Below are 25909 nucleotides of genomic sequence, written 5' to 3' on the forward strand. Positions count from 1 at the left end.
CTCTGCCACGCATGGACCAGGGGCAACGGCAAACACCAAGGCGCGGCGTTCCGGCGCCTGGCGGAGGCCGCAGGCGGCGACGACACCGTGGACACGTACTGCGCCGCGCTGTCCGGCGCCGACAACGCGGCCTCCGCGCCCGGGAAGTCGGCCGGAACACCCGCGACCGCACCGTCGAAGGACCACCCGACGCCCCCTCCCCCACAGGGCAGGAGCACGAGAGCGTCCCGGCAGCCGTGAGGGCTCCGGAACCAGAAGTCGGCGACCGGCGGCAGGCGTTGGCTTTCACTCATCGCCTCTCCGTCACTGCGCAGGCCGACGCATCAGCCGGTGGCGATGCGCGGACGGGCTCAGGGCCGGATCCGGGCCGGAGCACGGACGGGCTCAGGGCCGGATCCGGGCCGGCTCCGCGCCATGATCCTTTCCGCCGTGGCGCGGCACCGAGAAACAACTCACCTTCGTACCGCTCCCGTTGACGTGGAGACGGTCCCGGCTCCGCCCCCTGAGCGACAGACGGGCGATCGAAGTCGATGATCAGCGCCATTGCGTACCGTGGGGCAGTTGACGAGGGCGTGGAGCCATCATCACTCACCATTTGCGATAGAGGCGAGGATTACGCCCCGCTTCAGTGATTCAACCCCGCTCCCGGACAATTGAACGACGGCACCATAGGGCGGATGGAGGAAATCCATCATTGTTTCATAGCAATTGATCCAGTCCAGATTCAAGAGCACCGGATCACCTGTTACGTCGCCAGTCGGACGAGTCCTGAACTGCTGACCGACGCGCACCACGCCGCCTACGCAGCGGACAATGCACGTAGCGACCGCGCCACCGCTGCCCTCCACCGAGTAGATCTGGAGCTCTCCAGAAGCCTCTTCACCCATGCCCGCAAGCCTCCGTCACAAATTTCTTCATCCGCCCGGACGCAAGCTTGGCATCCCACCCCAGGGCCTCAATGATTCCCTCTTTCGCCTTCACTCCGGGCACATTGATTCCCACACCTTCGAGAATGCGGCCGTTGCCGTCATCCGCCTGCGAGAAGGCCTGCCCCGGCAGGCTCCGCCGGCGTCCCGGAGGCGACGCGCGATGTCGATGTCCAGCTGCAGCGCGCTGAACCGGGGCTCCTCGCGGCTCGCGTCGAGCACGACGACGTGCAGCCGGTCCCCGGCCCGGGGCGGTGCGCTGCTCTCGTCCCACCAGGAGGGGTGCTTCACCTGGTCGATGAATCCGGTCTCGCCGTTGGCATCGACCTTCGAGCCCACCGCAGCGACCGCGATCACGGTCACATCGAGCTCCTGATGATCACGGAACATGATTCTGGTCCTCCGAGGAACGGTTGCCCTCCGGCAAGGGCAGGCGGGCAGGGCGGATTTCACCACGCAGAAGGCTTCAACGCGGAGCGTCGGAGAAAGGGGAGGCAGTCTCCCCCCAAGCGAATGCGAACTGGCCTCGTGACGCCTCGTACGCGACGGCAGCACCTGAACTCTCCATGTCCAACCGCTCATGGAGCCACCCGTCCATGGCCAGCGCTGCCGCCTCGGACTGATAGTCACTCAGGGGATGGTCGAGTGAAGATACGTGAATGAGAACGCCATCGGGCAGGAGTTCACTCAGGGCGCGGGAATTGATGGAGACCCCGAACGCCAACCAGGCAGCGTCCTTCCAGTGCAGGCCGGATTCGGGTAGGCCGAGCCAGATCCTTCTGTGTATCTGCATACTGTGCGGCGGGACCCCGGATTCGATCGGAGCGAATTCCGCCCGCAGGTTCACTGCGAGCCCGCCCGCTGGGCCTCGAAAACGGAACTTGAATACCTGGCCCAAGATTACCTTCAGTCGCCGAGACCGAGAAGATCGATGTGAACATGATGGACGGTCGGGAGCAGGACCGGGAACGGGGGCGGCGCCAGGCATGTCCCCCGTCGCGGAACGCCCCGCGTCGACCACGGTCACCGGTTTCCGTAGTCCTCGACCATGGTGGCGATGAGTTCGAGCAGGGCGTCGGCCCGGTGCCGGTCTTCTTGTTGGTTGCGCAGGGCTTCGTCGGCGGCCCGGAGTCGGGCCAGGGCGGCGGGTTCGCCGTCCACCAGATCGTCGACCACCGGCGTGGTGATCAGGTCCAGGCACTCGGTGAGCAGCCGACGCGTGGTGTCGGACGGCGGGGCTGGATCAGGGCCGGCGAACCAAGTGGTCAAGTACCGGACCGGGTCGTTCAGATACCAGCCGACGACGGTGCCGTGCTGGACGAGGAGCGCCACGTCCGGGGCGATGCCGATGCAGGCCTCCAGCGGTTCACCCAGGACGTCGAGGTCGCGCAAACAGATCAGCATGGCGTCGCCGGGAGCGCGGCACAGCACCGTGCACGTCTCATGCCGGAAGTCCCGGACCTCCTCCGCGCGGAGCCCGCCCGGGCGTACGGCAGGCATGGCGGGAAGGCGGGTGGACGTCTCGGCGGCGGCGGACACGTACGGCAACTGGAGTTCGGCCCCGACCAGTTGCCGGCTGTCCGGAGCGAACCGGAAGACATCGGGGGTGTCCCACAGCCAGTGCCGGCTACCGAAGCCTTCCGCGACGAACCGTTCACGCTCCTTCACGTCCGCGCAGGGCATGACGCACACGGCGTCGCCTGCGAAGCGGGGGGTGATGTGCAGCGGCTCGTCCGTCACCGCCGCGCGCCAGTCGCCGTCCATGGTGATTCTCACCGAAGTTGCTCCCATCGGAACCGAAGTTGCTCCCATCGGATCTGCACAGCCCTAGGGCTGTCCCGTAGCCACGCTTGGCGGGAATCCCGCCCTCCAAGGCATCGGGGCACTGCTACCGCGATGGCTGCTTCACGGGCTTTGCCATCTGCGACGACACGGCAATCATCCGCATGCGCGAAGGCGACGCCGGCCCGCGAGCAAGCGATCCTCCAACTCGTCGAAGCCCGGGATCGGTTCGTCAGCCCTGACCAGTTCTCCTGCCGGAGAGTACGGCGTGTCCCACCTGCCAGATCTCACCACTCGAAGATCCGCAGCCTCGGTGAACGTGCCGGCGACGAAGGTCGACGCGGGCCCGGGAGGCAGAGAGCAGCCGCTCCGGGCAGGCCAGGGGCGGCCCGGTAGCCGTCTCTCCGTCACTCGTCGGGGCAGGCGTCCAGCCGCCGGCGCCAAACATCGCCGAGGCCGGTCCGCAGGCCGGCCGACGGCGAGGTGCGGAGGTGCGCGACGACGGCCCTGATCCACTCCATGATCCGGCCCGTCGTCGCGTCCGGCTCCGGGGCAACCCGCCCCGGAGGCGGACCGGTACCGCGTCAGCCGCGCACCCGGGCCCGCCGGGAGACCGCGGCCCGCAGCACCCGCCGGCCCTCGGTCGAGACGTCCCTCACCTGGCGCAGCCCCGCACCCTTGGGGGCGGCGTCCCCGGTCTCCGCGAGCATCTCCAGGATCCGGACCTGCCGGGCGGCCTCCCCGGACAGCAGTGGCCCCGCCCCTTCCGGATCGCCGGCCCGGCAGCGCTCCACCAGCTCCGTGGCGTCCGCGCGTACGGCGTCGTGCCCGCAGTGGATGTCGAGGGCCAGCACCGAGCACGCGCCCGCCCAGGCGCGCAGCGCCTCGTCCGACCGGTCCGCGGGGGCCTCGCCGAGCAGAGTCCGGATGCGCAGGACGCTCTCCGGCGGATCGGGCAGGGCGTCCAGCGCCGCCCGCGCCTCGGCCAGCCGGTCCGGCCAGTCGTCCGGGTCGGCGCAGCCGGCCCAGAGCGGGCGCAGGGGATCCGGTTCGGTCCCGCTGGTGGGCTGCGGCAGGCACCGGTCGAGGCAGGCGGCCCCGCTCGCGGCGAGCCCCCGGGCGTCAGCGGCGGCGATCAGTTCGAGCAGGCTCATCGGCGTCTCCCGTCGGCCTCCCCGTGCACGGACGTACGGGGACGCAGCGCGTCGTCTTATCGCCTTCAGCGCCGAATGGCCGAAAATCGTCACTCGTACCGTCTGATATCAGCCGCTCGGCCCCGCTGTCGTCCGGCACTCGCGCCAGGTCGTCAGTGCGCCCGGCGCCAGTCGGCCCGCTCCGCCGGAATCGGCGCGACGACGGGAGCGGGCCCCTGCGCCGCCCGCTCGCCCTGCATCGCGTTCAGCCGGCGCACGAACAGGATCGCGAGCACGGCGGCGACGATGTCGAACGCGTCGGCGGCCATGACCTGGTCGAAGGCGTTCAGGATCTCGTCCGGCTCCTCGGCGTCCGAGTAGACCTGCTCGGCGTACCGGGAGAAGGCCACGGAGCAGAGCAACGCCGCCCACCAGGCGTGCAGCAGCCCGCGTGGGGCCGTAGGCCGGCTGCTGCCGCCCGGGGAGCTCGCGGTCCAGATGCCGCTCGCGACACGGTGGGGCAGCCAGAGAGCACCGACGGGTACGAACCAGGCGCCGATCGCCCAGCCGGGCCGCATCGAGTGGGCGTACGCGTCGAACACCTCCGCGTTGAGCCGGACTCGCCGGAACCAGACGAGAAAGACCACGACGGTGGCCAGGAAGGTCAGCACCTGCAGTGATCCGGAGGCCTGGTACAGCATGTCGGCGCGGTCCCCCGCCGCTTCGTCGTACGTCAGGAAGTCGTCGGCCATCCCCTCGCTGAGCACCTGCCGCGAGTGGACACCGGCACCGAGCGCCAGCACGTCCGCCACGGCCACCGCGCCGAGCAGCACGCACACCGCCTTGCCGAGCCCGACGGGTGACCGCAGGAACCGGGTGGTCTGCGGCCCCGCCGGCGTCGGCATCAGCCCGCCCGCCCGTGAACGGCGGAAGGCGGCGCACACCGTGCACCGCCCGTCGGCGGTGGTGGCAGGTCTCGTACCGCAGAGCGAGCAGAGCATGAAAGTGGAACCCCCCAGGATTCGGACGTCTACGCACGGAGCGCGCGTCCCTCCCCGGACCACGCGGCAAGCGGAAGGTAGCCTCCGCGCGCCACGCTGTCCACGGGGTTCGGACCATCCGCGGTCAGCCCTGGTCGATCTCCGTCGCGAGCGCCTTGAAGGCGTCCCAGCTGAGCTTCGGTTTGCCCGGATCCCACAGCTTCTGGGACGTCGCCCGCAGCGGCATCCGGATGCCCTGCGCCACCTGCTCCGCGGTCTGGGCGTTCGGCAGATCGCCCCAGACGGCGAACCGGCCGCCGAGGATCTGGTCCGAGTACTTCGCAGGAACGGGACTCGTGCCGCGCAGCACGAGAGGGGTCCACTGCTCGTAGATGCGCTTGCCCGTGGGATAGACGAAGGCGTTGGGCTGGCCGAGCACGTAATAGAGGAACTCGTCGTTGAGGTTCAGCATCTTGAACCCCTCGCGCAGGTAGTCCTCCGGCGGCCGGGCACCGTACTCCTTGCCCGTCCAGTACTCGATCTCGATGTCCTTGTCGGCCCGGACGGTGCTGTCGCGGAAGAGCCCGTCGTTCCACGCCTTGGGCTTCATGCCGTGCGGCCGGACCACCGCCGCCCGGTCGTTGAGCCAGCCGGTGGCGAGGTCCTCGATGCCGGCCTGCGCCCCGTACCTCTTCACGGCCGCGCGCTGCAGCTGCGGGTACGAGGCGGCGGGATCAGGCACCGTGAGTGCCTGGTACTCGTCGGCGCCCAGATGCCAGTAGGCGCCCCCGAACAGTTCGGTGTACTCGCCGAGGAGCTCGTCGACGAGCTTCGCCGCGCCCGGCTTCGAGATGTCGAGCGATCCCTTCGAGGGCACGCCCGAGACGTTGCGCAGCTGGAGCTCGGGGTGGGCGAGCAGGACCGCCCCGAGGTGGCCCGGGGAGTCGATCTCGGGGACGACCTCGATGTGCAGCCGGCCGGCCAGGTCGACGATGCTCCGCACCTCGGCCTTGGTCAGGTGCTGGGGCGACACGACCTCGGGGTGGGTGTCGGACTCGATGCGGAAGGCCTGGTCGTCGGAGAAGTGCAGGCCGAGCTGGTTGAGCTTGATGTCGGCCATGCTGCGCAGCCGGTCCTTGATCCAGCCGGCGCTGTAGTGCTTGCGCGCGATGTCGAGGTTGAGCCCGCGCTGCGGGCGGTCGGGACGGTCGCGCACCTCGCCCTCGGGCATGGTGCCGTCGGCGCGCACGGACTGCTTGAGGGTGCGGGTGCCGTAGAAGACGCCTGCCTCGGCGGGTCCGCTGATCGTGACACGTCCGTCGTGGGTCCGCAGGGCGTACGACTCGGGCCCGCCCCCGGCCTTCGGGTTCAGGGCCAGTTCCACGTCGCCCGCACGGGCCGCGGCCTCGCCCCGGTAGCTGATCCTCAGTTCGCCGGCGAGCAGCCGCCCCTCGTCGGCGAGCGCCTTGTCGCCCTTGCCGATCACCACGGCGCTGTTCTTCCCCGGCTGCCAGCCGGGGCCGCGGGCGGGGGTGTGTTCGCGTACGGAGGGAATGGTGCGGGGTGTCTTCGAGAGCGGGTAGCTCCGGGTCGGGGAGGGCTTGGGGGACGCGGACGGTGACGCCGCCGAGCGGGACGTCTCGGCGCCGTTGCGGTGTTCGGTGCCGGAGCTGTCGCAGGCGGCGACGGTGACGGTCGCCGCGGCCACCGCCGCAACGGCCATGAGGGCGCCGCGTGAGGGTGCCATCAGTCAGAAACCTCCGGTTTCGGGGGGAAAGAGGGCAGGAGGGAGAGAAACGGAGTGGATGTAGGGAGATAGCCGGGCATTCTCCTCGCCGATTGGACTCTCAGGCATCCCGAAACTCTCCCGTCCGGGTGAAATTCGCGCATCCGTCGGACGGCCGTTGCCCCGCGTCGCTAGCTTTGAGGCACATTCGTCTCTCCCTTCACCCTGCATCTACCTGATCTCTTCGGTCCCTCCCCACTCCAGGTTCACAGATGCCGTTGATTCGAGGAGCCCACGCTGTCCAGGTCCAGCGAGTCCCAGGCCGGCCTCCCCGAGCAGCCGCCCCCTTCCGCCCGGCGGGCCGCGGTGCCCGTACAGAACCGTGGATCCGTGCCCGGCCGCACCTCCTACTGCCTGCGCCGGTTCAACGCGGCGCCCGCCGCCGAGGCCGAGGCCGTCCTGCTGGAGTGCTACGGCAGCCGCCGCTGGGCGCAGCGGCTGGCCGGCCACCGCCCGTACCCGGACCTGGACGCACTGCTCGCCGCCGCCGACGAGGCGGGCTACGACCTCTCCCCCACCGACCGCACCGAGGCGCTGGCCGTCGAGGTCTCCCCGGGGCTGCCCCCGGACGCGCCGCACTCCGCCCATCTCGCGCTGGCGGCCGCGCACGCCGCGTACGAATGCAGGTTCGGTCATGTCTTCGTGATCTGCCTGGACGACGTCCGGCCCGCCGAGCACCCCGACCAGGTGCTGGCCGGCATCCGGGCCCGGCTGGGGCACGAGCCCGAACACGAGCGGGTGGTCACGGCCGACGAGATGCGGCGACTCGCCCGGGGACGCATCATCGAGCTGGTATCGAGTCAGTAACGGGTTGGCGGCGGACCCCGGCGCGCCGATTCCCCGCCACAGGCGGGCAAACAGGCCCGTCGACCCCTGTCCATAGCCCGTCCGTGCCTGATTCATTGCCACTTTGATCACACCAGAGGCCCCCGCGCGATCGAACCGACAATCCGTCGCTACGATGGCCGGGGCCGGTGGACCGTACCCGGCCGGGTCAGACCGACAGTCAAGCCGGCCGACCCCAATCCCCGCTCCCGGAGGGTTCTTCCGTGCCGGCTGGAACGCTGTACCGCGGCCGGGAAGGCATGTGGTCCTGGGTGGCTCATCGAGTCACCGGTGTCCTCATTTTCTTCTTCCTGTTCGTACATGTCCTGGACACCGCACTCGTCCGCGTCTCCCCCGAGGCATACGACGACGTCGTGTCCACGTACAAGACGCCGATCGTCGCGCTCCTCGAATACGGCCTGGTGGCCGCGATTCTCTTCCACGCGCTCAACGGTCTGCGCATCGTCGCCGTGGACTTCTGGGCCAAGGGCCCGCGCGTTCAGAAGCAGATGCTCTGGGCCGTACTGGGTATCTGGATCGTGCTGATGGTCGGGGCCCTGTACCCCGTCCTCGGCCACGCCGTACGCGAAGTATTCGGGAGCTGAGGCCAATGTCCACCGAGACTTCCGCGATCGGCGACGTCGAGGGCGCAGCCCTGTACGACGTCGACAACCCGGCGCCCGTCATCGAGCCGCCGCGCAAGCGGACCGGCAAGACCCCCAAGGGCTCGCGCACCAACTTCGAGATGTACGCCTGGCTCTTCATGCGCCTGTCGGGCATCGTGCTGGTCGTCCTCGTCATCGGCCACCTGCTGATCCAGCTGGTGCTGGACGGCGGCGTCTCCAAGATCGGCTTCGCCTTCGTGGCGGGCCGCTGGGCCTCGCCGTTCTGGCAGATGTGGGACCTGGCGATGCTGTGGCTCGCCATGCTGCACGGTGCCAACGGTCTCCGTACGGTCATCAACGACTACGCCGAACGGGACAACACCCGCTTCTGGCTGAAGATGCTGCTGTACACCGCCACGGTGTTCACCGTCCTGCTGGGCACGCTGGTGATCTTCACCTTCGACCCGAACATCCGCTAGGCGCCGGGCCCGAAGGACCAGAGGTAAACCATGCAGATCCACAAGTACGACACCGTCATCGTCGGCGCCGGCGGCGCCGGCATGCGCGCGGCCATCGAGTCGACCAAGCGCAGCCGCACCGCCGTGCTGACCAAGCTCTACCCCACTCGCTCCCACACGGGCGCGGCGCAGGGCGGCATGGCCGCAGCGCTCGCCAACGTGGAGGAGGACAACTGGGAGTGGCACACCTTCGACACGATCAAGGGCGGCGACTACCTGGTCGACCAGGACGCCGCCGAGATCCTGGCGAAGGAGGCCATCGACGCCGTTCTCGACCTGGAGAAGATGGGCCTGCCGTTCGGCCGTACGCCCGAGGGCAAGATCGACCAGCGCCGGTTCGGCGGTCACTCCCGGAACCACGGTGAGGCCCCGGTCCGCCGCGCCTGCTACTCGGGCGACCGCACCGGCCACATGATCCTCCAGACGCTGTACCAGAACTGCGTCAAGGAGGGCGTGGAGTTCTTCAACGAGTTCTACGTCCTGGACCAGCTGGTCGTCGAGGAGGACGGCGTCAAGAAGTCCGCCGGCGTCGTCGCCTACGAGCTGGCCACCGGCGAGATCCACGTCTTCCAGGCGAAGTCGGTCATCTACGCCTCGGGCGGCACCGGCAAGTTCTTCAAGGTGACGTCGAACGCGCACACCCTGACCGGTGACGGCCAGGCCGCCTGCTACCGCCGGGGTCTGCCGCTGGAGGACATGGAGTTCTTCCAGTTCCACCCGACCGGCATCTGGCGCATGGGCATCCTGCTGACGGAGGGCGCCCGCGGTGAGGGCGGCATCCTCCGCAACAAGGACGGCGAGCGCTTCATGGAGAAGTACGCGCCCGTCATGAAGGACCTCGCGTCCCGTGACGTCGTGTCCCGCTCCATCTACACGGAGATCCGTGAGGGCCGCGGCTGCGGTCCGGCCGGCGACCACGTCTACCTCGACCTCACGCACCTGCCGCCGGAGCAGCTGGACGCCAAGCTCCCGGACATCACGGAGTTCGCGCGTACGTACCTCGGCATCGAGCCCTACACGGACCCGATCCCGATCCAGCCGACCGCGCACTACGCCATGGGCGGCATCCCGACCAACGTCGAGGGCGAGGTGCTGGCCGACAACACCACCGTCGTCCCGGGCCTGTACGCCGCCGGCGAGGTCGCCTGTGTCTCCGTGCACGGCGCCAACCGCCTGGGCACCAACTCGCTGCTCGACATCAACGTCTTCGGACGCCGGTCGGGCATCGCCGCCGCCGAGTACGCCGCGAAGAACGACTACATCGAGCTTCCCGAGAACCCGGCGCAGACGGTCGTCGACCAGGTCGAGCGGCTGCGCAACTCCACGGGCACCGAGCGCGTCTCGGCGATCCGCCTGGAGCTGCAGGAGTGCATGGACGCCAACGTGATGGTGTTCCGCACCGAGCAGACGATCAAGACCGCGGTCGACAAGATCGCCGAGCTGCGCGAGCGCTACCTCAACGTGTCCATCCAGGACAAGGGCAAGCGGTTCAACACGGACCTGCTGGAGGCCATCGAGCTGGGCAACCTGCTCGACCTCGCCGAGGTCATGGCGACTTCGGCGCTGGCGCGCAAGGAGTCCCGCGGCGGTCACTACCGCGAGGACTACCCGAACCGCGACGACGTCAACTTCATGCGCCACACCATGGCGTACCGCGAGGTCGCCGAGGACGGCACCGAGTCGATCCGGCTGGACTACAAGCCGGTCGTCGTGACCCGCTACCAGCCGATGGAGCGTAAGTACTGATGGCTACCCCCACCTTGGAAAAGGCAGACAGGGCTCCTGAGCCCGAGGCCGGTTTCGCCGACTCGCCGTACATCACGGCCACCTTCCGGATCCGCCGGTTCAACCCGGAGGTCTCCGACGAGGCCCAGTGGCAGGACTTCCAGATCGAGATCGACCCGAAGGAGCGTGTCCTCGACGCCCTTCACAAGATCAAGTGGGAGACCGACGGCACGCTGACGTTCCGCCGCTCGTGCGCGCACGGCATCTGCGGTTCCGACGCGATGCGGATCAACGGCAAGAACCGGCTGGCCTGCAAGACGCTGATCAAGGACCTGAACCCGGAGAAGCCGATCACGATCGAGGCCATCAAGGGCCTCACGGTCCTCAAGGACCTCGTGGTCGACATGGACCCCTTCTTCCAGGCCTACCGCGACGTCATGCCCTTCCTCATCACCAAGGGGAACGAGCCGACCCGCGAGCGTCTGCAGTCCCCCGAGGACCGCGAGCGCTTCGACGACACCACCAAGTGCATCCTGTGCGCCGCGTGCACGTCCTCGTGCCCGGTGTTCTGGAACGACGGCCAGTACTTCGGCCCGGCGGCGATCGTCAACGCGCACCGCTTCATCTTCGACTCGCGTGACGAGGGCGGCGAGCAGCGCCTGGAGATCCTCAACGACCGTGACGGTGTGTGGCGCTGCCGCACCACCTTCAACTGCACGGACGCCTGCCCGCGTGGCATCGAGGTCACGAAGGCGATCCAGGAGGTCAAGCGCGCGCTGATCACGCGTCGCTTCTGATCCCACGGGATCGCCGGGATTCTCCGAGCGCACCAAGAGGCCCCGTCCTCCGCAGGAACACTGCGGAGGACGGGGCCTCTTGCCGTACGGGGAGCTGCCCGGCGGTACGGTCGGACCCCCCGGGCGAACGGACCCGGGAGCATCCGAAGGGGGCGGGAGACCATGGCCGTGCTCCGGCATTCCGTCACCGTCCTGCCCGTGGAGCCGGAGTGGCTCCGCGAAGTGACCGCGCTGATGTGCGACTTCGCCGAATCCACCCGGGCCCGCGGCCGGGACGTCGTCCTGGGGGACGGGACACCCGTCGCTGATCTCCAGCTGGTCAGGGGCCGTCACTTGCGGCCGGGCGCGCGGTACGCCCTCACGGGGGCCGGCGCGACGGAACAGATGACCATGGTCGTGCGCGAGTGGCGGCGCGGCAGCGCGGTCGCCGTGGAGCAGCTGCTGTCCTCCGACGAGCTCACGGCGCGGCTGACCCTGCGTCTGCGCAGCCCCGACCAGCCGCGGCTGGTGGAGGCGGAGGCGCGGATGAGGGGCCCGGCGGACTCGGGGGTGCTGCAGCGCGGATCGGGGAAGGCGCGGATCGATCTGGCCTCGTGGTGGTCGGCGGCTGCGCTGCCGCCCGGGGCCCTGCCGGTGGCGCGCGCCCCGGCGACGGCCCGGGTGAAGCACCTGCTGGCCGATGCCCGGCTGTATCTGCGGCCGCAGCGGACCGACGACGGCCGGTGGCGGGTGGAGGTCACGGTGACCGTGCGCGGACGATGGCTGCTGCGGCCGCTCGCCGCGGTCGCCCTGCTGGTGGCCGGCGGGCCGCTGCGACGGGAGTTCCGGTCCGGAGCGGAACGGGCGGCCGAGGGGTGGAACGCGGCGATCGGCGAGCTGCTGGCCCTCGGCCCGGACGAGCTCCGTGCCGAACTGGCGCGGCACGCCGCCGAGGGAACGCCCCAGGGCCGCGAGGGAGCCGGGGACGGCACTGGGGCCGGGGACGGCACTGGGGCCGGGGACGGCACTGGGGCCGGGGACGGCACGGGAGACCGGGACCGCAAGGGCGCCGGGGAAGGCGCCTGACGGGCCGGTGAGCGGGACGGCGAGCGGGGCCGGGGAGACACCTCGCAGGGCCGGGTGCGGGGGCGAGGGCGGTGCCGCGGGGGGCGGGCCTGCGAGGCCGGGCGCCACGGCTCCTCGCAGGCCCGGTGCGCTGCCTCGACCGTCAGTCCCAGTCCGCGCCGCCCTTGTGCTCCGCGACCACCATGATGCGCCGCAACATGTCGTTGAACAGCGTGCGTTCGTCCTTGTCGAGCACGCCCAGCAGCCGGTACTCCTCGTGGCCGAGGATGTCCATCGCGCCCAGCCAGGTCGCGCGGCCCTCGTCCGTCAACTCCACATCGACGCGCCGCCGGTCGGTGATGGAAGGCTTGCGGCGGACGAATCCGCGGCGCTCCAGGGCGTCCAGCCGGCCGGTGACGGAGGCGGGCGCGAGGTCGAGGTCGGCGGCGAGCTCGGAAGGGGCCGCCTTGCCGCTGCGGCCGGCGAGCTTGTGCAGCGTGTCGAACTCCTGGCGGTCCAGATCGAAGTCGACCAGGGACTGCTCACGCACCCGGCGCAGATGGACGGAGAGCTTCTTCATCCGCGTCACCGCGCCCTCGACATCGGGGTCGAGGTCGGGAAGTACCGGCTTCCATCGCTCCACGTGGCCGTCGGTCCAGTCGCGTTGCTGCATGAGCCACAGCCTACGCCGGACCCTCCCACGCTTCGGAAGTTGATATTTCGTTGACGAATAGTTCGGTGACGAAATAGATTCCCGCCCATGCCTCACCCCTTACGTACCCGGTCCTTCCGTCTGCTCTTCGTCGGACGCAGCCTCTCGCTGCTCGGTGACGCCGCGATCCCCGCCGCACTCGGCATCGCCGTCTACCTGGCCACCGACTCGACCGGCGCCCTCGCCCTGGTGCTCGCCTGCGCGATGGTGCCGAAGCTGCTCCTGCTGCCGCTCGGCGGCGTGGTCGGTGACCGCTTCAACGCCCGCACGGTCGCACTGACCACCGACCTCGTACGGTGCGTCACCCAGCTCTTCGTCGGCGCCGAACTGCTCTCCGGGACACCCGCGTTGTGGCAGATCGCCGTGGCCGAGGCGATCGGCGGCGCCGCCGGTGCCTTCTCGATGCCCACCGTCTCGCCGCTCATCCGCGGCACCGTGCCGGAGTCCGGACTGCTGCGCGCCAACGCCCTGATGGCCGTGGCCGGCAGCGCGACCCGGATCGGCGGCCCGGCCGTCGCCGGGGCGCTGGTGTTCACCGCGGGGCCGGGCTGGGCCTTCGTCCTGGACGGCGCGACCTTCGCCGTGAGCGCCGCACTGCTGGCCGCGATCGACATCCGGCACGTCCCCATCCCGCGGCGCTCGGTGATCGCCGACCTCAAGGAGGGCTGGGGCGAGGTCCGGAGCCGCGACTGGTACTGGACGAGCCTGATCGCCCACGCCGTCTGGAACGGTGCGGCCGCCGTCCTGATGACGCTCGGCCCGGCGCTCTTCCTCCACGACCTGGGCGGCAAGGGCGCCTGGGTCGCCTTCCTCCAGACCGGAGCCGTCGGACTGCTGCTCGGCTCCCTGGTGGCCGGCCGCGCCCGGCCACGCCGTCCGGTCCTCGTCGCCAACCTGGGCCTCGCCCTCTACGCACTCCCGCTCTGCCTGCTGGCCGCGCACGCCCCCGTCGCCGTCGCCGTCATCGCGTACGGGATCGCCCTGGCCGGACTCGGGTTCCTCAACCCGGTCTGGGAGACCGCCGTCCAGTCCGCCGTCCCCACGCACGCGCTCGCCCGGGTGACCTCGTACGACTGGCTGCTCTCGCTCGGCGCGATGCCGCTCGGCTACACCCTGGCCCCGCTCGCCGCTGCCGCATGGGGCGCCGAAGTCCCCCTCGCCGCAGCCGGACTGATGGTCGGTGCGGCCTGCCTGGCCACGGCGGCCGTGCCGGGCGTACGGAACTTCGGACCGCCCGCGAAGAGCGTGACGGCCACCACCGAAGCCGCGGCTTGAACATGTTCAAAGACGGGTCTACAGTCCATGACAACAGCATTTGAACGCGTTCAAGGGAGGGTGGGGCATGGACCTCACTGTTGTCGCGTACGTCATCTATCTGCTCATCAGCGTGGCGCTCACCATCTGGGTCGCCCGCACGCTCAGCCGCAACGGCAAGGTGTTCCTCGCCGATGTGCTGCACGGGAACGAGAAGCTCGCCGACGCCGTCAACCACCTGCTGGTGGTGGGCTTCTACCTGGTCAACCTGGGGTTCGTGACGCTCTACCTGAAGAACTCCGACGGCGTCGCCGACGCCCGGCAGCTCTTCGAGGCACTGTCGGTCAAGGTCGGCGTCGTCCTGCTCGTCCTCGGGGTCATGCACCTGGGCAACGTCTACGTGCTGAACAAGATCCGCCGCCGGGGCCTGATGGAACGCGAGCAGACCCCGCCCGTCTCGCCGCAGGGCTGGGTGGGTCAGGGCCCGGGACAGGGACCGTGGGCCGCGCCCGCCCCCAGGGTGTGAGGACCGGCCATGACGACCCGCACCGATGGACGGCGGCTGTCCGTCGAACGGCTCACCGTGCTCTACGACGCACAGTGCTCGCTCTGCGTCCATCTGCGCCAGTGGCTGATGAGCCGGCGTCAGCTGGTCCCACTCGACCTCGTGCCGGCGGACTCGGCGGAGGCGCACCGCCGCTTTCCCGGTCTCGACCACTCCGGCACGCTGGAGGAGATCACGGTGATCGGTGACCGGGGGCAGATCTACCGCTCCACCTCCGCGTGGATCGTCTGCCTCTGGGCGCTGGACGGGTACCGGCCGACGGCCCACTGGCTGACCACCCCGGCCGGCCGGCCGTTCGCCCGGGCCACCGTCCTCGCCGCCGCCAAGTACCGCTCCCTGACGGCCGAGCCGTGCCGCACGGACGGCGGCGGAGGTGCGGGCGGGGAGTGCCGGGTGCGGGGCCCCGGCCCTGGAACGTAGCCGGTCCGGATACCCTCGGGACCGTGGTGAAGGAAGAGAACGACGTGAAGGAAGTCAAGGCTCCCAAGAGCGAGCAGACCCGCACACTCATCCTCGAAACCGCGCTCCGGCTCTTCGCCGAACGCGGCTACGACAAGACGACGATGCGGGCCATCGCCCAGGAGGCCGGCGTCTCCGTGGGGAACGCGTACTACTACTTCTCGTCCAAGGAACATCTCGTCCAGGGTTTCTACGACCGGATCGCCGCCGAGCACGAAGCGGCGGTCCAGCAGGTCCTGGCCGGCGACAAGGACCTCGCGGTACGCATCCGCGGGGTCCTGCTCTGCTGGCTGGACGTGGCGGAGCCGTACCACCGCTTCGCCGCCCAGTTCTTCAAGAACGCCGCGGACCCCGAAAGCCCGCTCAGCCCGTTCTCGCAGGACTCGGTCGCCGCGCGTGAGGCGGCGATCTCCATCCACGAGCGCTGCCTGGCGGGTTCCGGCACCAAGATCGACCCCGAACTGGCCGAGCTGCTGCCCCAGCTGATGTGGCTGAACCAGATGGGCCTGGTGCTGTACTGGGTCTACGACCGGACGGACGACGCCGAACGCAGCCGCCGCCTCGTCGAGCGCACCGCCCCGATCGTCGCGCGGGCCGTCGCCCTGTCCCGGTTCCGGGTGCTGCGGCCGCTCGTGCGCCAGGTCTACGAGGTGCTGGAGGAGTTCCTGCCCGGAGCGACGGGCCGGACCGCGGCCGGGTGACGACGGCAGGACGGTGCGGAAACGACCGAGCGGCCGTCCCGGGATCCGAATCCCGGGACGGCCGCTCGCCGTCGTGCACCGATGCCGATCAGATCCAGCCCAGTTCCCACAGCCGCCAGATGCCGGTGCCGTCGGAGAGGTACTGCGAACCGGAGATGTCGGGCTTGGCGAGGACGTAGTCCTTCTTCTGCCACAGCGGTACGAGGGGCACGTCCTCGCCCACCAGCTTCTGCAGCTCCTTGAAGTCGGCCGAGGTGCGGCTGCGGTCGCTGTACTGCAGCGTGGAGCTGATCAGCTGGTCCATCTTCTTGCTGGTGTAGCCGTTGTGAAGGCTGCTGTCGCGGCCGACGAGCGGCTGGCTGAAGGTGTCGGGGTCGGGGTAGTCGGGGAGCCAGCCGAGGGTGTACATGTCGTACTCACCGGCCGCGTACCCCTTCTGGAAGGTCTGCCACTCCACGGCCTTCATCGTGACCTTGAACAGCCCGTCCGCCTCCAGCTGGCGACGGATCTCCGCGGACTCCTTCGTGTACTCGGCATCGTCGCGATAGGCGAAGTTGATGTGCAGCGGCAGCTGGACACCCGCCTCCAGCATCAGTTCCCTGGCACGCTCGGAATCGGGCGCGGGGTACGCGTCGAAGAACGGGGTGCTGTGCCCGATGTAGCCCTGCGGGATCAGCGAGTAGAGCGGTTCGACGGTGCTCTTGAAGACGTCCGTCACCAGGGGCGCGCGGTCGATGAGCGCCGCGATGGCCTGGCGGACCTTCTTGTCGGCGAGCGGTGAGCTCTTGCGGACGTTGAAGACCAGGTTGCGGATCTCGGCGCTGTCGGCTTCGGTCACGCGCTGGCCGACGTCAGCGGTGTCCAGCTCGGCGAGCGTGGACGACGGGAGCTGACGGTGCGTGACATCGACCTGCCCGGACTTCCAGGCTGCCAGGAGTTCGTCCGACTGCTTGTAGTAGCGCACGGTGACCGGACCACCGGTGCTCTTCAGCGCGCCCTTGTAGTTCGCATTCGGCACGAGCTCCGCGGAGACACCCGGGTTGTACGACTTCAGCACGTACGGCCCGGACCCGGTGACCTTGTTGTCGGTGCGCAGCTTGCGCTCCGAGTAGGCGTCCTTCTCGACGATCGAACCCGCACCGGTGGCGAGCTTCTGCGGGAAGGTCGCGTCGCGCGCGGAGAGGTTGAAGGTGACGGTCCGGCCCTCGGCCACCACGTTCTTCAGACTGGGGAACAGGACGGAGGGACCGACGTCCGTCTTGATCTCCATCATCCGGTCGAAGGAGTACTTGACGTCCTCGGCGGTGATCTCCTTGCCGTCGGAGAAGGTCACGTCGTCACGGAGCTTGCACTGGTACGTCTGCAGCTTCCCGCCGATGAAGCCGCAGCTCTCGGCGGCGTCCGGCTCGGGGACGATCGCCCCGGACTTGAACGTCATGAGCGACTGGTAGACGTTGCTGTACATCGCCCACGAACCCGCGTCGTACGCGCCCGCCGGGTCTAGCGAGGTCACCTCGTCGGTCGTGCCGACCGTGACCGGATCACTCTTCCCCTCATCCGAGGGAAGCAACTGCCAGGCGCCGACGCCTGCGATGACCAATACCGCGAGAATCGCGAGAATCCGTAGCCGGATCGACCGCATTGCCGTGCTCTCCCTTACCAGCCCCACCTCGGCGTCGCGCTCAGATACGCAGATCACCGCACGTTCGCGCTCAGCCAATCACACGGTTTTCACATCTGGAAGAGGAAATCGGAGGCTCATAGCCTTTTGTTCGTTAGTTGAAACCTTGGGTCGATAGGTCGAATACAGAGGGTTCATCACCGGTCACCCGAACGGGCATTTCGGAGTCGTTGGGCGGGGATTGTGAACAGTGCGGCGATTACGCCCGGCGGGACGCGAGCTCGACGACGGTGACGTCGGACGGCGCCCCGACCCGCACGGGCGGACCCCAGGCGCCCGCGCCGCGTGTGACGTACAGCTGGGTGTCGCCGTAGCGTTCGAGCCCCGCGACCGTGGGATTGGACAGTTCCGCGATGTAGTTGCCCGGCCAGAGCTGGCCGCCGTGGGTGTGCCCGGAGAGCTGCAGGTCCACGCCGTGCTCGACCGCCTCGTCGATGACGACGGGCTGGTGGGCCATGAGGACGGCGGCACGACCGGGATCCCGGTCGCCGAGCGCCCGGCCGAAGTCGGGGCCCTGCCCCTCGCTCTCGCCCGCGATGTCATTGACTCCGGCGAGATCGAAGCCGTCGACCTCGACCCGGGAGTTCTCCAGCGGGTGAAGGCCCAATTCCCTTACGTGATCAACCCATTCGGCGGCCCCCGAGTAGTACTCGTGGTTGCCGGTGACAAAGAACGCGCCGTGCCGGGAGCGGAGCCGGGCGAGCGGCTCGGCGGCCGGGCCGAGATCGGCGACCGATCCGTCGACCAGGTCCCCGACGACCGCGATCAGGTCGGGCTGGGTCCGGTTGACCGTGTCGACGATCCGCTGGGTGTGGGCCCGGCCCAGGATCGGGCCCAGGTGGATGTCGCTGACGACGGCGATCCGGAAGCCGTGGGCGGACCGGGGCAGCCTGGCGAGCGGGACGGTGACGCGCTTGACGCGGGGGCCGCGCAACACCCCGTAGGCGCCGTAGCCGGTCGTACCGAGTCCGGCGGCAGCGGCGGCGCCCCCGACCGCCCGCGCGACGAAGAGGCGGCGCGAAGGGCCGGCGGGGGTGGGGGCCGGGGACGCGGGGGCCGCGGTCGGCGGAACCGGAGCCGCCGGGGCCGCAGTCGTGAGGGTGGACGCGTGTGCGGCGGTGACCGGTTCGGCGGGCGCCGCCACCGCTTCCGGCGCGGCCGTCTCCGTTGCCACCGCTTCCGGCGCGGCCGTCTCCGCCGCCACCGCTTCCGGCGCGGCCGCTTCGGGCGCACCCGCGGCCCGGCGGGCGAGCAGCCGGCGCAGCAGCGGCCGTACCGCCTCGCCGGCCAGCAGGGCGAGCGTCAGATAGAGCAGGGCGGCCAGCCAGAGGTAGCCGGGCCAGGCCAGCACCTGCTGGAGCCAGAAGGGTGCCCCCGTGCGCCCGGAGACCAGTGCGCCGACGCTCAGCAACGGCAGGACGTACGCCGCCACCGTTCCGGCCCGGCGCAGGGGGCTGCCCGCTGTCGTCGTGTCACCGACGAGGCGGCGCCACACGTACCGGTGCACGACGGCCAGTAGCGCGAGCACCGCGGTCGCCAGCAGAGCGAACCCCATGACCGCCACGCGCACTCCCCGCCTCGTTCGTCTCGTTTGTCCGCATCCGGCACCGGCCGGAAGTCGACGTACTAAGAGCCCTGGCTGCGCAGGGCCCTGACGCCACGGAACCCGATCACTCCCACTGCCGTCCCCAGGAGAAAGGACGTGATGGCGAGCAGCAGATGCACCCAGAAGTAGGCAGTCGGGTCACCCGCGTCGTCGAAGGCGAGACCACTGCCGTCTTTCCACAGATTTTTTACGAAAGTGACCCAAATGAACCAGCTCCATACCCCGAAAGCGAGCAGGAACCAGGAGACGGGGCGGCTGAGCTTCATGGAATCAGTATCTCCGTCACGCTCCGGCCGCTCCGCCCGGGGTGGGCTGTCCCGGCGGTACACACGGCGGGTCATACCTCCGGTATCCATATTCAGATCAACTGCATGTACGTTTTCGACCGTGCCAGCTCTCAAGAAGGCCGCGCTGTCGGTCACCTCTGCCGCTTTGCTGTCCGTTTTCCTCGTCGGTCCCGCGTCCGCGGTCGGTCAGGACACCACGGACGACGAGCCGAAGCCGCCCGCCGGCATGTCACAGGTCGGCGGCGTGCAGCTCGGCCGGAGCGGGACCCAGGTCAACCTCGGCGCCGGCGCTCCGGTCCTGCCGAAGGATCTGACCGGCAGGTCCTGGATGGTCTCGGACGCGGAGACCGGCGACGTGCTCGCCTCGCACAATCCGCACTGGCGGCTGCCTCCGGCATCCACCTTGAAGATGCTCTTCGCCGACACGGTGATGCAGGCGCCGACGCTGACGCCGAAGACCCGTGAGTACACGGTCAAGGACGAGGACCTCGCGGATCTCGGCGAGGGCAGCAGCCTGGTCGGCGTGAAGGAAGACCTCAGCTACACGGTGCACGACCTGTGGCTCGGGGTCTTCCTGCGTTCGGGCAACGACGCGGTGCACGTGCTGGCCTCGATGTACGGGGGGGTGCCCAAGACCGTCGCCGACATGCAGACGCACGCGGACGAGCTCCAGGCCCTGGACACCACGGTGGTGTCGCCCGACGGCTACGACGCCCCCAACCAGGTCTCCAGCGCGTACGACCTCACGCTGTTCGCCCGCAGCGGGCTGCAGAAGGCGGACTTCCGCGAGTACTGCTCGACCGCCACGGCACAGTTCCCGGGTGAGCAGAAGAAGGGCAAGGAGCGCGAGAGCTTCGGTATCCAGAACACCAACCGGCTGCTCACCGGGGCCGACGGCGTCACTCCGTACAAGGGCATCGCGGGTGTCAAGAACGGCTACACGACGCACGCCGGGAACACCTTCACCGGCGTCGCCGAGCGCAACGGCAAGGTGCTGCTCGTCACCGTCATGAACCCGTCGTCCAACGAGACGCACGCCGTCTACAAGGAAGCGGCGAGCCTGCTCGACTGGGGCTTCGCCGCGAGCGGCAAGGTCACCCCGGTCGGCGAACTCGTTCCGCCGAAGTCCGCCGAGACCGGAACCGGGACGGGCACGGGCAAGGGCTCCCAGGCCGACAAGCCGGCCGCCGCCAAGGGCGGGAACGGCCCCGGGGCCACGAAGGCCGTCGCGGCCGCCGACCGTACGAGCGGGGTCGGGATCGCCCTCGGCATCGTCGGCGGTGTGCTGGTGCTGCTGGCCGGGGCGGCGTTCCTGGTCAACCGGCGCTGGCCGCTGCCGGACCTGGTGCGCCGCCTTCCCCGCCGCTGAGGGTGCTGCCCCCGGCTTCCTTTCCGGCGGCGGGCACGGAGTCCTCTTCCGTGTCCGCCGCCGGGACGGCGTCCCCCTTGCTCCGTGTGGCAGTCCAGGCGGCGCAGAACAGCAGCAGCTTCGCCGTGAAGTTGATCCACAGCAGCAACGCGATCGGCACACCGAAGGCTCCGTACATGCTCTTCGAGGCGACGCCCTTCATATAGCTGCCGAGCAGCAGCTTGAGCAGCTCGAACCCGACCGCGCCGATCAGCGCGGCGACCACGAGCCGGTGTCGCGGCGGCTCGACGCCGGGCAGCAGGGTCAGCAGATAGAGCAACAGCAGGAAGTCGGCGATCACCGCCACCACCAGGGCCGCGACGCGCAGCAGTACGCCGCCCGCGCCGTTCTCCGGAATGTTGAGCAGATCGGCGACCCGGCCGACTGCCACGGACCCCACCGAGGAGATCGCCAGGGTCACCAGGGCCGCCCCGCCCAGCCCGAACAGCACCCCGGCGTCCTTGAGTTTGCGCAGGACCGGATTGCCCTCGTCCAGGTCGTCCATCTCCCAGACCGCGCGCAGGCAGTCCCGCATCGAGCCGATCCAGCCGACGCCGGTGAAGAGCAGCAGCGCACCGGCCACCAGCCCGACGGTCCCCGCGTGGGCCACCAGATTGTCGATGCCCAGCTGATCGGAGATGCCGGGCACCTGCTCGGCGATCTTGTCCTCGATCTTGTCCAGCTGCTCGTCGGAGAGCAGCGCCGCGCCGATCGCCGCGCCGACCGCGATCAGCGGGAAGAGGGCGAGGAAGCTGATGAACGTGATCGCCGCGGCCAGCCTGGCCCAGTGCACCCGGTCCAGGGTCTCGTAGCTGCGCCAGGCGTGCGTCTCCATCAGCCGGGAGACGAGCGGCCCGATGAGGGGGAGTTTTTTCAGCCAGTCCATAACGTACGACTACCCTCCTGGGCACCGAAAACCGGCGACCGGTCCGCCGCGCGGGAGATGACACCCTTTCAATCACCCATTTCGGTGAGTGTTGTAACAAATCCCTCAAAGGTGTTTTCTCGGGCGATACGGTCACCCTCATGTCTGTCGACACCGTGTCCCTGACCGGCTGGGGCCGTACCGCCCCGACGACCGCGCTGCGCTTTCACCCCCGTAGTTACGAGGAGGCCGTCGCCGCGGTGCGCGGCTGCGGGCCGCGCGGCTCGATCGCCCGTGGCCTGGGCCGGTCCCACGGCGACGCGGCCCAGAACGCCGGGGGCTCCGTCCTCGACATGACGGCGCTCGACCGGATCCGCACCATCGACGCCGGCACCGGTGTCGTGGTGTGCGACGCGGGCGTGAGCCTGCACCGGCTGCTGGAGGTGATGCTGCCGCTGGGCTGGTTCCTGCCGGTGACGCCCGGCAGCCGGTACATCACGGTGGGCGGGGCGATCGGCTCCGACGTCCACGGTCACAACCACCGCATCGCCGGCTCCTTCTCCCGCCACGTCACGGAGTTCGAACTCCTCACCGCGGACGGCGGGATCCGTACGGTCCGCCCCGGCACTCCGCTCTTCGACGCGACCGCGGGAGGCCTGGGCCTGACCGGGGTGATCCTCTCGGCCACGCTGCGGTTCCATCCCGTCGTGACGTCACTGATGTCGGTCGACACCGAACGGGCCCTCGATCTCGACGACTTGATGACGAGGCTCGCCACCGGCAGCCGCCGCCACCGCTATGCGTCCGCCTGGGTCGACCTGACCGCCCGCGGCCGGTCCACCGGGCGCGGCATCCTGACCCAGGGGGAGCACGCCCCTCTTCACATGCTCCCAGCGCACGCCCGGCGCACGCCCTTGCTCTTCCGCTCCGCTCCCCTGCCTCCCGCGCACTCCCTCGCACCGGAGTTCGTGCCCGGCGGGCTGCTCGGCCGGATGTCCGCCGCCGCGTTCAACGAGCTCCGCTACCGCCGCGCGCCCCGGTCCCGCACCGGTGAACTCCAGCGGATCTCCACGTTCTTCCACCCTCTGGACGGCACGCCGCACGCGCACGGGATCCGCGGCCGGAGCGCCTTCGTGCACTACGAGTTCGCCGTCGGGGACAGACGGGCGGAGACACTGCGCCGGATCGTCGGACAGGTCTCGCAGCGGCGCTGCCCTTCGTTCCTCGCCGTACTCAAACGGTTCGGGCCCGGCGATCCCGGCTGGCTGTCCTTCCCGGAACCCGGCTGGAGCCTCGCCCTCGATCTGCCCGCGGCCCTGCCGGGTCTGGCCCGTTTCCTCGACCGCATGGACGAGGAGGTGGCGGCGGCGGGCGGCCGGGTCTGTCTGACGGCCGACTCCCGGCTGCGCCCCGACACGCTGGCCGCGATGTACCCGCGACTGGACGCGTTCCGGCAGCTCCGAGCCGAGTTGGACCCGCACGGGGCATTCCGGTCGGATCTGTCGCGCAGGCTCTCCCTCTGACGACGCGACAACCACCGCGCCGGCAACGCACCCCCTCCGGCAACGCCCCCTCCGCTCTCCACCTTCCGCCTTCCGCCACCCGCCCTTAAGGAGCGTTCCCGTGAAGGATGCCTTCGGTGCCCCGCAGTCCCTGCTCATCCTCGGCGGCACATCGGAGATCGGGCTCGCCACCGCCCGCCGCCTGATCGCCCGCCGCACCCGCACGGTCTGGCTGGCCGGACGCCCCTCCCCCGCCCTGGAGTCGGCCGCGGCCGAACTGCGCGGCCGGGGCGCCTACGTCCGTACCGTCGACTTCGACGCGCTGGACACCGAGTCGCACGAGACCGGCCTCGGCAAGATCTTCACCGAGGGCGACATCGACATGGTGCTCCTCGCCTTCGGCATCCCCGGCGACCAGGAGCGTGACGAGGAGGAGCCGCTCGCCGCGGTCCGGGTCGCCCAGACGAACTACACGGGGGCCGTCTCCGCCGGTCTGGTGTGCGCCGGCGCACTCCAGGCGCAGGGCCATGGCTCCCTGGTGGTGCTCTCCTCGGTGGCGGGGGAGCGCGCCCGGCGCGCGGACTTCATCTACGGGTCGAGCAAGGCGGGCCTGGACGCGTTCGCGCAGGGCCTCGGGGACGCACTGCACGGGACGGGCGTGCACGTGATGGTCGTACGGCCCGGGCTCGTCCGGCCTGCGACCGCGCCGGCCGGGTCCGGCCCCGCGGCGGCCGAGGCGCCGCTCGCGATGATCCCGTTCACCCGGACCCCGCTCGTGACCACGCCGGACGCGGTCGCGGAAGCGATCGTGACGGGGCTGCGGCGGCGTTCGGAGACCGTGTGGGTGCCGGGAGCGCTGAGGGCCGTGATGTCGGCGCTGCGACATGTGCCGCGGCCGCTGTTCCGGCGCCTGCCCGTCTGAGGCGGAGGGCAGTCGCCCGCCCGGCCCGCTCGGCTGTGGAGCAAGGGGGTGGCGTACGGGTGCGGTGGCGTACGGGGCCCGCGGGCTCCTCAGCCGTGGAGCGAGGGCGCGTCCATGGAGCTGCCGCTCTGCGCGGGGACGGCGGGGCTGCCGCCGCCCGCTCCGAACGGGAACTCGTTGATCTTGCGCCAGACGCTGTCCGCACCCTGCTCGTACAGGGCGAAGGAACCGCAGGTCCAGGACGCCTCGTAGTCGCCGAGCTCGGCGTAGGCCCGGTCCATCGCCGCTTCGGAGATGCCGTGCGCCACGGTCACATGCGGGTGGTACGGGAACTGGAGCTCGCGCACCAGCGGCCCGGAGGCGTCCCGGACCCGCTTCTGGAGCCAGGAGCAGGCCGATGCGCCCTCGACGACCTGGACGAAGACGACCGGCGAGAGCGGGCGGAAGGTGCCCGTGCCGGACAGTCGCATCGGGAAGGGGCGGCCGCCGGTCGCGATCGCGGCGAGGTGCGCCTCGACCGCGGGCAGGTCGGCCGCCTCCGCCTCGGTCGGCGGCAGGAGGGTGACGTGGGTGGGAATGCCGTGTGCGGCAGGGTCCCCGAAGCTCGCGCGCCGCTCCTGGAGCAGGCTGCCGTAGGGCTCCGGGACCGCGATCGAAACGCCGAGCGTTACGGTCCCCACGTCGTTCTCCTCAATCCTCGATGGTCTGTTTTCAGCCACTGCCGGCCGCATGCTTTACGCCGCCAGTGTGCCGCCTGTGGAGGTCCTGACGCCAGGGTCCTTGGACTCAGTGCTTGACCGGCAGAAGGCCCATCCGGTCGTAGGTTCGCGCCAGGGTCTCGGCGGCGACGGCCCGGGCCTTCTCCGCTCCCTTGGCCAGGATGGAGTCCAGCGTCTCCGTGTCGTCGAGATATTCCTGGGTGCGGGTACGGAACGGTGTGACGAAATCGACCATGACCTCGGCGAGGTCGGTCTTCAGCGCACCGTAGCCCTTGCCCTCGTACTTCTGCTCCAGGTCGGCGACCGACGTGTCGGTGAGGGTGGAGTAGATGGACAGCAGATTACTGACGCCCGGCTTCTCCGCCTGGTCGAACCGGATCACGGTGTCGGTGTCCGTGACCGCGCTCTTCACCTTCTTGGCGGTCGTCTTCGGCTCGTCGAGGAGGTTGATCAGACCCTTGGTGGTCGCCGCCGACTTGCTCATCTTGGCGGACGGGTCCTGCAGGTCGTAGATCTTCGCCGTCTCCTTGAGGATGTACGGGTCCGGCACGGTGAAGGTGTCCCCGTAGGTGCCGTTGAACCGCTCGGCGAGATTGCGGGTCAGCTCCAGGTGCTGGCGCTGGTCCTCTCCCACCGGGACCTGGTCGGCCTGGTAGAGCAGGATGTCGGCGACCATCAGCAGCGGATAGGTGAAGAGCCCCACCGTGGTGCGGTCGGTGCCCTGCTTGGCGGACTTGTCCTTGAACTGCGTCATCCGGGACGCCTCGCCGAATCCGGCCAGACAGTTCATGACCCACCCGAGCTGGGCGTGCTCGGGGACGTGGCTCTGGACGAAGAGCGTGCAGCGCTCCGGGTCCAGCCCGGCGGCAAGCAGCTGGGCGACGGCGAGCCTGGTGTTGGCACGCAGCTCCGCGGGATCCTGCGGGACGGTGATCGCGTGCAGGTCGACCACCATGTAGTACGCGTCGTGGGACTCCTGCAGAGCCACCCACTGACGGACCGCGCCGAGGTAGTTGCCGAGGTGGAACGAGCCTGCGGTGGGCTGGATTCCGGAAAGCACACGGGGACGTTCAGAGGCCATGGAACTCATTGTCTCAGGTACGGAAC

26 protein-coding genes and 1 pseudogene are annotated in these 25909 nt (G+C 69.8%); 14 read left to right on the top strand and 13 right to left on the bottom strand.

What is annotated here, in order from left to right; translation table 11 throughout:
* Positions 1-240: pseudogene (locus tag ABT025_RS29575) on the top strand (hypothetical protein); the annotation flags it as partial.
* A 344-nt stretch (positions 241-584) separates the two neighbouring features.
* Here the strand turns inward: ABT025_RS29575 and ABT025_RS29580 are convergent.
* From ABT025_RS29580 to ABT025_RS29605, 6 genes are all read right to left on the bottom strand, one after another.
* Entirely contained in the window at positions 585-887 is a 303-nt protein-coding gene (locus ABT025_RS29580) for a hypothetical protein (protein WP_351001031.1), read from the bottom strand.
* A gap of 90 nt (positions 888-977) precedes the next feature.
* Positions 978-1316 (bottom strand): hypothetical protein, encoded by a 339-nt coding sequence (locus tag ABT025_RS29585; RefSeq protein WP_351001034.1) that lies wholly within the window; start codon positions 1314-1316, stop codon positions 978-980.
* A 633-nt stretch (positions 1317-1949) separates the two neighbouring features.
* Entirely contained in the window at positions 1950-2702 is a 753-nt protein-coding gene (locus tag ABT025_RS29590; protein WP_351001037.1) for a hypothetical protein, read from the bottom strand.
* Between the two features lie 590 nt (positions 2703-3292).
* Complete coding sequence (locus ABT025_RS29595) at positions 3293-3862, bottom strand: hypothetical protein (protein ID WP_351001039.1); 570 nt, start codon at positions 3860-3862, stop codon at positions 3293-3295.
* A gap of 152 nt (positions 3863-4014) precedes the next feature.
* Positions 4015-4842, bottom strand: coding sequence for a DUF4328 domain-containing protein (locus ABT025_RS29600; RefSeq protein WP_351001041.1), 828 nt, complete (start codon positions 4840-4842; stop codon positions 4015-4017).
* A 124-nt stretch (positions 4843-4966) separates the two neighbouring features.
* On the bottom strand, positions 4967-6568 hold the full coding sequence (locus ABT025_RS29605; RefSeq protein ID WP_351001044.1) for a beta-N-acetylhexosaminidase: 1602 nt from the start codon (positions 6566-6568) through the stop codon (positions 4967-4969).
* Positions 6569-6913: 345 nt separating this feature from the next.
* On the opposite strand from ABT025_RS29605, the gene ABT025_RS29610 reads away from it, so the two are divergent.
* The 6 genes from ABT025_RS29610 (at position 6914) to ABT025_RS29635 (ending at position 12142) form a co-directional block, all read left to right on the top strand.
* On the top strand, positions 6914-7414 hold the full coding sequence (locus ABT025_RS29610) for a 2-oxo-4-hydroxy-4-carboxy-5-ureidoimidazoline decarboxylase (protein ID WP_351001047.1): 501 nt from the start codon (positions 6914-6916) through the stop codon (positions 7412-7414).
* Between the two features lie 242 nt (positions 7415-7656).
* Complete coding sequence (sdhC, locus tag ABT025_RS29615; protein ID WP_026249405.1) at positions 7657-8037, top strand: succinate dehydrogenase, cytochrome b556 subunit; 381 nt, start codon at positions 7657-7659, stop codon at positions 8035-8037.
* Between the two features lie 5 nt (positions 8038-8042).
* The gene (locus ABT025_RS29620; protein WP_351001051.1) at positions 8043-8516 is read left to right on the top strand and encodes a succinate dehydrogenase hydrophobic membrane anchor subunit; all 474 of its coding nucleotides are present in this window, start codon (positions 8043-8045) and stop codon (positions 8514-8516) included.
* Positions 8517-8546: 30 nt separating this feature from the next.
* Complete coding sequence (sdhA, locus tag ABT025_RS29625; protein WP_351001054.1) at positions 8547-10301, top strand: succinate dehydrogenase flavoprotein subunit; 1755 nt, start codon at positions 8547-8549, stop codon at positions 10299-10301.
* A complete protein-coding gene (locus ABT025_RS29630; protein ID WP_351001057.1) occupies positions 10301-11077 on the top strand; it encodes a succinate dehydrogenase iron-sulfur subunit in 777 nt (258 codons plus the stop codon). The genes sdhA and ABT025_RS29630 overlap by 1 nt, the downstream gene beginning before the upstream one ends.
* A gap of 162 nt (positions 11078-11239) precedes the next feature.
* Positions 11240-12142, top strand: a complete 903-nt coding sequence (locus tag ABT025_RS29635) for a hypothetical protein (RefSeq protein ID WP_351001060.1) — start codon at positions 11240-11242, stop codon at positions 12140-12142.
* Positions 12143-12284: 142 nt separating this feature from the next.
* Here ABT025_RS29635 and ABT025_RS29640 read toward each other — a convergent pair whose 3' ends face one another.
* Positions 12285-12794, bottom strand: coding sequence for a MarR family winged helix-turn-helix transcriptional regulator (locus ABT025_RS29640; RefSeq protein ID WP_351001062.1), 510 nt, complete (start codon positions 12792-12794; stop codon positions 12285-12287).
* A gap of 87 nt (positions 12795-12881) precedes the next feature.
* Between ABT025_RS29640 and ABT025_RS29645 the strand changes: the two genes are divergently transcribed.
* The 4 genes from ABT025_RS29645 to ABT025_RS29660 all read left to right on the top strand — a co-directional run bounded on the left by ABT025_RS29645 (position 12882) and on the right by ABT025_RS29660 (position 15812).
* The gene (locus ABT025_RS29645) at positions 12882-14108 is read left to right on the top strand and encodes an MFS transporter (protein WP_351001065.1); all 1227 of its coding nucleotides are present in this window, start codon (positions 12882-12884) and stop codon (positions 14106-14108) included.
* A 67-nt stretch (positions 14109-14175) separates the two neighbouring features.
* Positions 14176-14613, top strand: a complete 438-nt coding sequence (locus ABT025_RS29650; protein ID WP_351001068.1) for a hypothetical protein — start codon at positions 14176-14178, stop codon at positions 14611-14613.
* Positions 14614-14622: 9 nt separating this feature from the next.
* Positions 14623-15072, top strand: a complete 450-nt coding sequence (locus tag ABT025_RS29655; protein ID WP_351001071.1) for a thiol-disulfide oxidoreductase DCC family protein — start codon at positions 14623-14625, stop codon at positions 15070-15072.
* A gap of 23 nt (positions 15073-15095) precedes the next feature.
* Positions 15096-15812, top strand: coding sequence for a TetR/AcrR family transcriptional regulator (locus ABT025_RS29660; RefSeq protein WP_351001074.1), 717 nt, complete (start codon positions 15096-15098; stop codon positions 15810-15812).
* A gap of 88 nt (positions 15813-15900) precedes the next feature.
* Here the strand turns inward: ABT025_RS29660 and ABT025_RS29665 are convergent, their stop codons facing one another.
* From ABT025_RS29665 to ABT025_RS29675, 3 genes are all read right to left on the bottom strand, one after another.
* A complete protein-coding gene (locus ABT025_RS29665) occupies positions 15901-17454 on the bottom strand; it encodes an ABC transporter substrate-binding protein (protein WP_351001138.1) in 1554 nt (517 codons plus the stop codon).
* Between the two features lie 238 nt (positions 17455-17692).
* Complete coding sequence (locus tag ABT025_RS29670) at positions 17693-19048, bottom strand: metallophosphoesterase (protein ID WP_351001140.1); 1356 nt, start codon at positions 19046-19048, stop codon at positions 17693-17695.
* A gap of 71 nt (positions 19049-19119) precedes the next feature.
* Complete coding sequence (locus tag ABT025_RS29675) at positions 19120-19365, bottom strand: SCO4848 family membrane protein (protein ID WP_351001077.1); 246 nt, start codon at positions 19363-19365, stop codon at positions 19120-19122.
* A gap of 121 nt (positions 19366-19486) precedes the next feature.
* On the opposite strand from ABT025_RS29675, the gene ABT025_RS29680 reads away from it, so the two are divergent.
* Positions 19487-20755, top strand: coding sequence for a D-alanyl-D-alanine carboxypeptidase family protein (locus ABT025_RS29680; RefSeq protein ID WP_351001080.1), 1269 nt, complete (start codon positions 19487-19489; stop codon positions 20753-20755).
* Here the strand turns inward: ABT025_RS29680 and ABT025_RS29685 are convergent.
* Positions 20703-21680 (bottom strand): YihY/virulence factor BrkB family protein, encoded by a 978-nt coding sequence (locus ABT025_RS29685; RefSeq protein WP_351001083.1) that lies wholly within the window; start codon positions 21678-21680, stop codon positions 20703-20705. The two genes, ABT025_RS29680 and ABT025_RS29685, sit on opposite strands and share 53 nt — an antisense overlap.
* Before the next feature lie 140 nt (positions 21681-21820).
* Between ABT025_RS29685 and dprE1 the strand changes: the two genes are divergently transcribed.
* Together dprE1 and dprE2 are read left to right on the top strand one after the other, a co-directional pair.
* On the top strand, positions 21821-23182 hold the full coding sequence (gene dprE1, locus ABT025_RS29690) for an FAD-binding oxidoreductase (protein WP_351001085.1): 1362 nt from the start codon (positions 21821-21823) through the stop codon (positions 23180-23182).
* Between the two features lie 100 nt (positions 23183-23282).
* Positions 23283-24083: a decaprenylphospho-beta-D-erythro-pentofuranosid-2-ulose 2-reductase gene (dprE2, locus tag ABT025_RS29695; protein ID WP_351001088.1), complete on the top strand. Its 801-nt coding sequence runs from the start codon at positions 23283-23285 to the stop codon at positions 24081-24083.
* A gap of 89 nt (positions 24084-24172) precedes the next feature.
* On the opposite strand, the gene ABT025_RS29700 is transcribed toward dprE2, so the two are convergent.
* Together ABT025_RS29700 and trpS are read right to left on the bottom strand one after the other, a co-directional pair.
* Positions 24173-24763, bottom strand: coding sequence for a 2'-5' RNA ligase family protein (locus tag ABT025_RS29700; protein WP_351001091.1), 591 nt, complete (start codon positions 24761-24763; stop codon positions 24173-24175).
* Positions 24764-24869: 106 nt separating this feature from the next.
* Positions 24870-25883: a tryptophan--tRNA ligase gene (gene trpS, locus ABT025_RS29705; protein WP_351001096.1), complete on the bottom strand. Its 1014-nt coding sequence runs from the start codon at positions 25881-25883 to the stop codon at positions 24870-24872.
* Positions 25884-25909: the final 26 nt, after the last annotated feature.

Origin of the sequence: Streptomyces sp. NPDC002809 (assembly GCF_040295435.1) — a bacterium.
GTDB lineage: Bacteria > Actinomycetota > Actinomycetes > Streptomycetales > Streptomycetaceae > Streptomyces.

What these genes read in the sequence shown, in the direction of transcription:
- ABT025_RS29600 (WP_351001041.1), bottom strand. Translation starts at nt 4,842, where the DNA reads ATGCTCTGCTCGCTCTGCGGTACGAGACCTGCCACCACCGCCGACGGG.
- ABT025_RS29650 (WP_351001068.1), top strand. Translation starts at nt 14,176, where the DNA reads ATGGACCTCACTGTTGTCGCGTACGTCATCTATCTGCTCATCAGCGTG.
- ABT025_RS29635 (WP_351001060.1), top strand. Translation starts at nt 11,240, where the DNA reads ATGGCCGTGCTCCGGCATTCCGTCACCGTCCTGCCCGTGGAGCCGGAG.
- ABT025_RS29605 (WP_351001044.1), bottom strand. Translation starts at nt 6,568, where the DNA reads ATGGCACCCTCACGCGGCGCCCTCATGGCCGTTGCGGCGGTGGCCGCG.
- dprE1 (WP_351001085.1), top strand. Translation starts at nt 21,821, where the DNA reads ATGTCTGTCGACACCGTGTCCCTGACCGGCTGGGGCCGTACCGCCCCG.
- ABT025_RS29595 (WP_351001039.1), bottom strand. Translation starts at nt 3,862, where the DNA reads ATGAGCCTGCTCGAACTGATCGCCGCCGCTGACGCCCGGGGGCTCGCC.
- ABT025_RS29630 (WP_351001057.1), top strand. Translation starts at nt 10,301, where the DNA reads ATGGCTACCCCCACCTTGGAAAAGGCAGACAGGGCTCCTGAGCCCGAG.
- ABT025_RS29685 (WP_351001083.1), bottom strand. Translation starts at nt 21,680, where the DNA reads ATGGACTGGCTGAAAAAACTCCCCCTCATCGGGCCGCTCGTCTCCCGG.
- ABT025_RS29640 (WP_351001062.1), bottom strand. Translation starts at nt 12,794, where the DNA reads ATGCAGCAACGCGACTGGACCGACGGCCACGTGGAGCGATGGAAGCCG.
- ABT025_RS29585 (WP_351001034.1), bottom strand. Translation starts at nt 1,316, where the DNA reads ATGTTCCGTGATCATCAGGAGCTCGATGTGACCGTGATCGCGGTCGCT.
- trpS (WP_351001096.1), bottom strand. Translation starts at nt 25,883, where the DNA reads ATGGCCTCTGAACGTCCCCGTGTGCTTTCCGGAATCCAGCCCACCGCA.
- ABT025_RS29645 (WP_351001065.1), top strand. Translation starts at nt 12,882, where the DNA reads ATGCCTCACCCCTTACGTACCCGGTCCTTCCGTCTGCTCTTCGTCGGA.
- ABT025_RS29665 (WP_351001138.1), bottom strand. Translation starts at nt 17,454, where the DNA reads ATGCGGTCGATCCGGCTACGGATTCTCGCGATTCTCGCGGTATTGGTC.
- ABT025_RS29670 (WP_351001140.1), bottom strand. Translation starts at nt 19,048, where the DNA reads ATGGGGTTCGCTCTGCTGGCGACCGCGGTGCTCGCGCTACTGGCCGTC.
- ABT025_RS29620 (WP_351001051.1), top strand. Translation starts at nt 8,043, where the DNA reads ATGTCCACCGAGACTTCCGCGATCGGCGACGTCGAGGGCGCAGCCCTG.
- ABT025_RS29655 (WP_351001071.1), top strand. Translation starts at nt 14,623, where the DNA reads ATGACGACCCGCACCGATGGACGGCGGCTGTCCGTCGAACGGCTCACC.
- ABT025_RS29675 (WP_351001077.1), bottom strand. Translation starts at nt 19,365, where the DNA reads ATGAAGCTCAGCCGCCCCGTCTCCTGGTTCCTGCTCGCTTTCGGGGTA.
- ABT025_RS29580 (WP_351001031.1), bottom strand. Translation starts at nt 887, where the DNA reads ATGGGTGAAGAGGCTTCTGGAGAGCTCCAGATCTACTCGGTGGAGGGC.
- sdhA (WP_351001054.1), top strand. Translation starts at nt 8,547, where the DNA reads ATGCAGATCCACAAGTACGACACCGTCATCGTCGGCGCCGGCGGCGCC.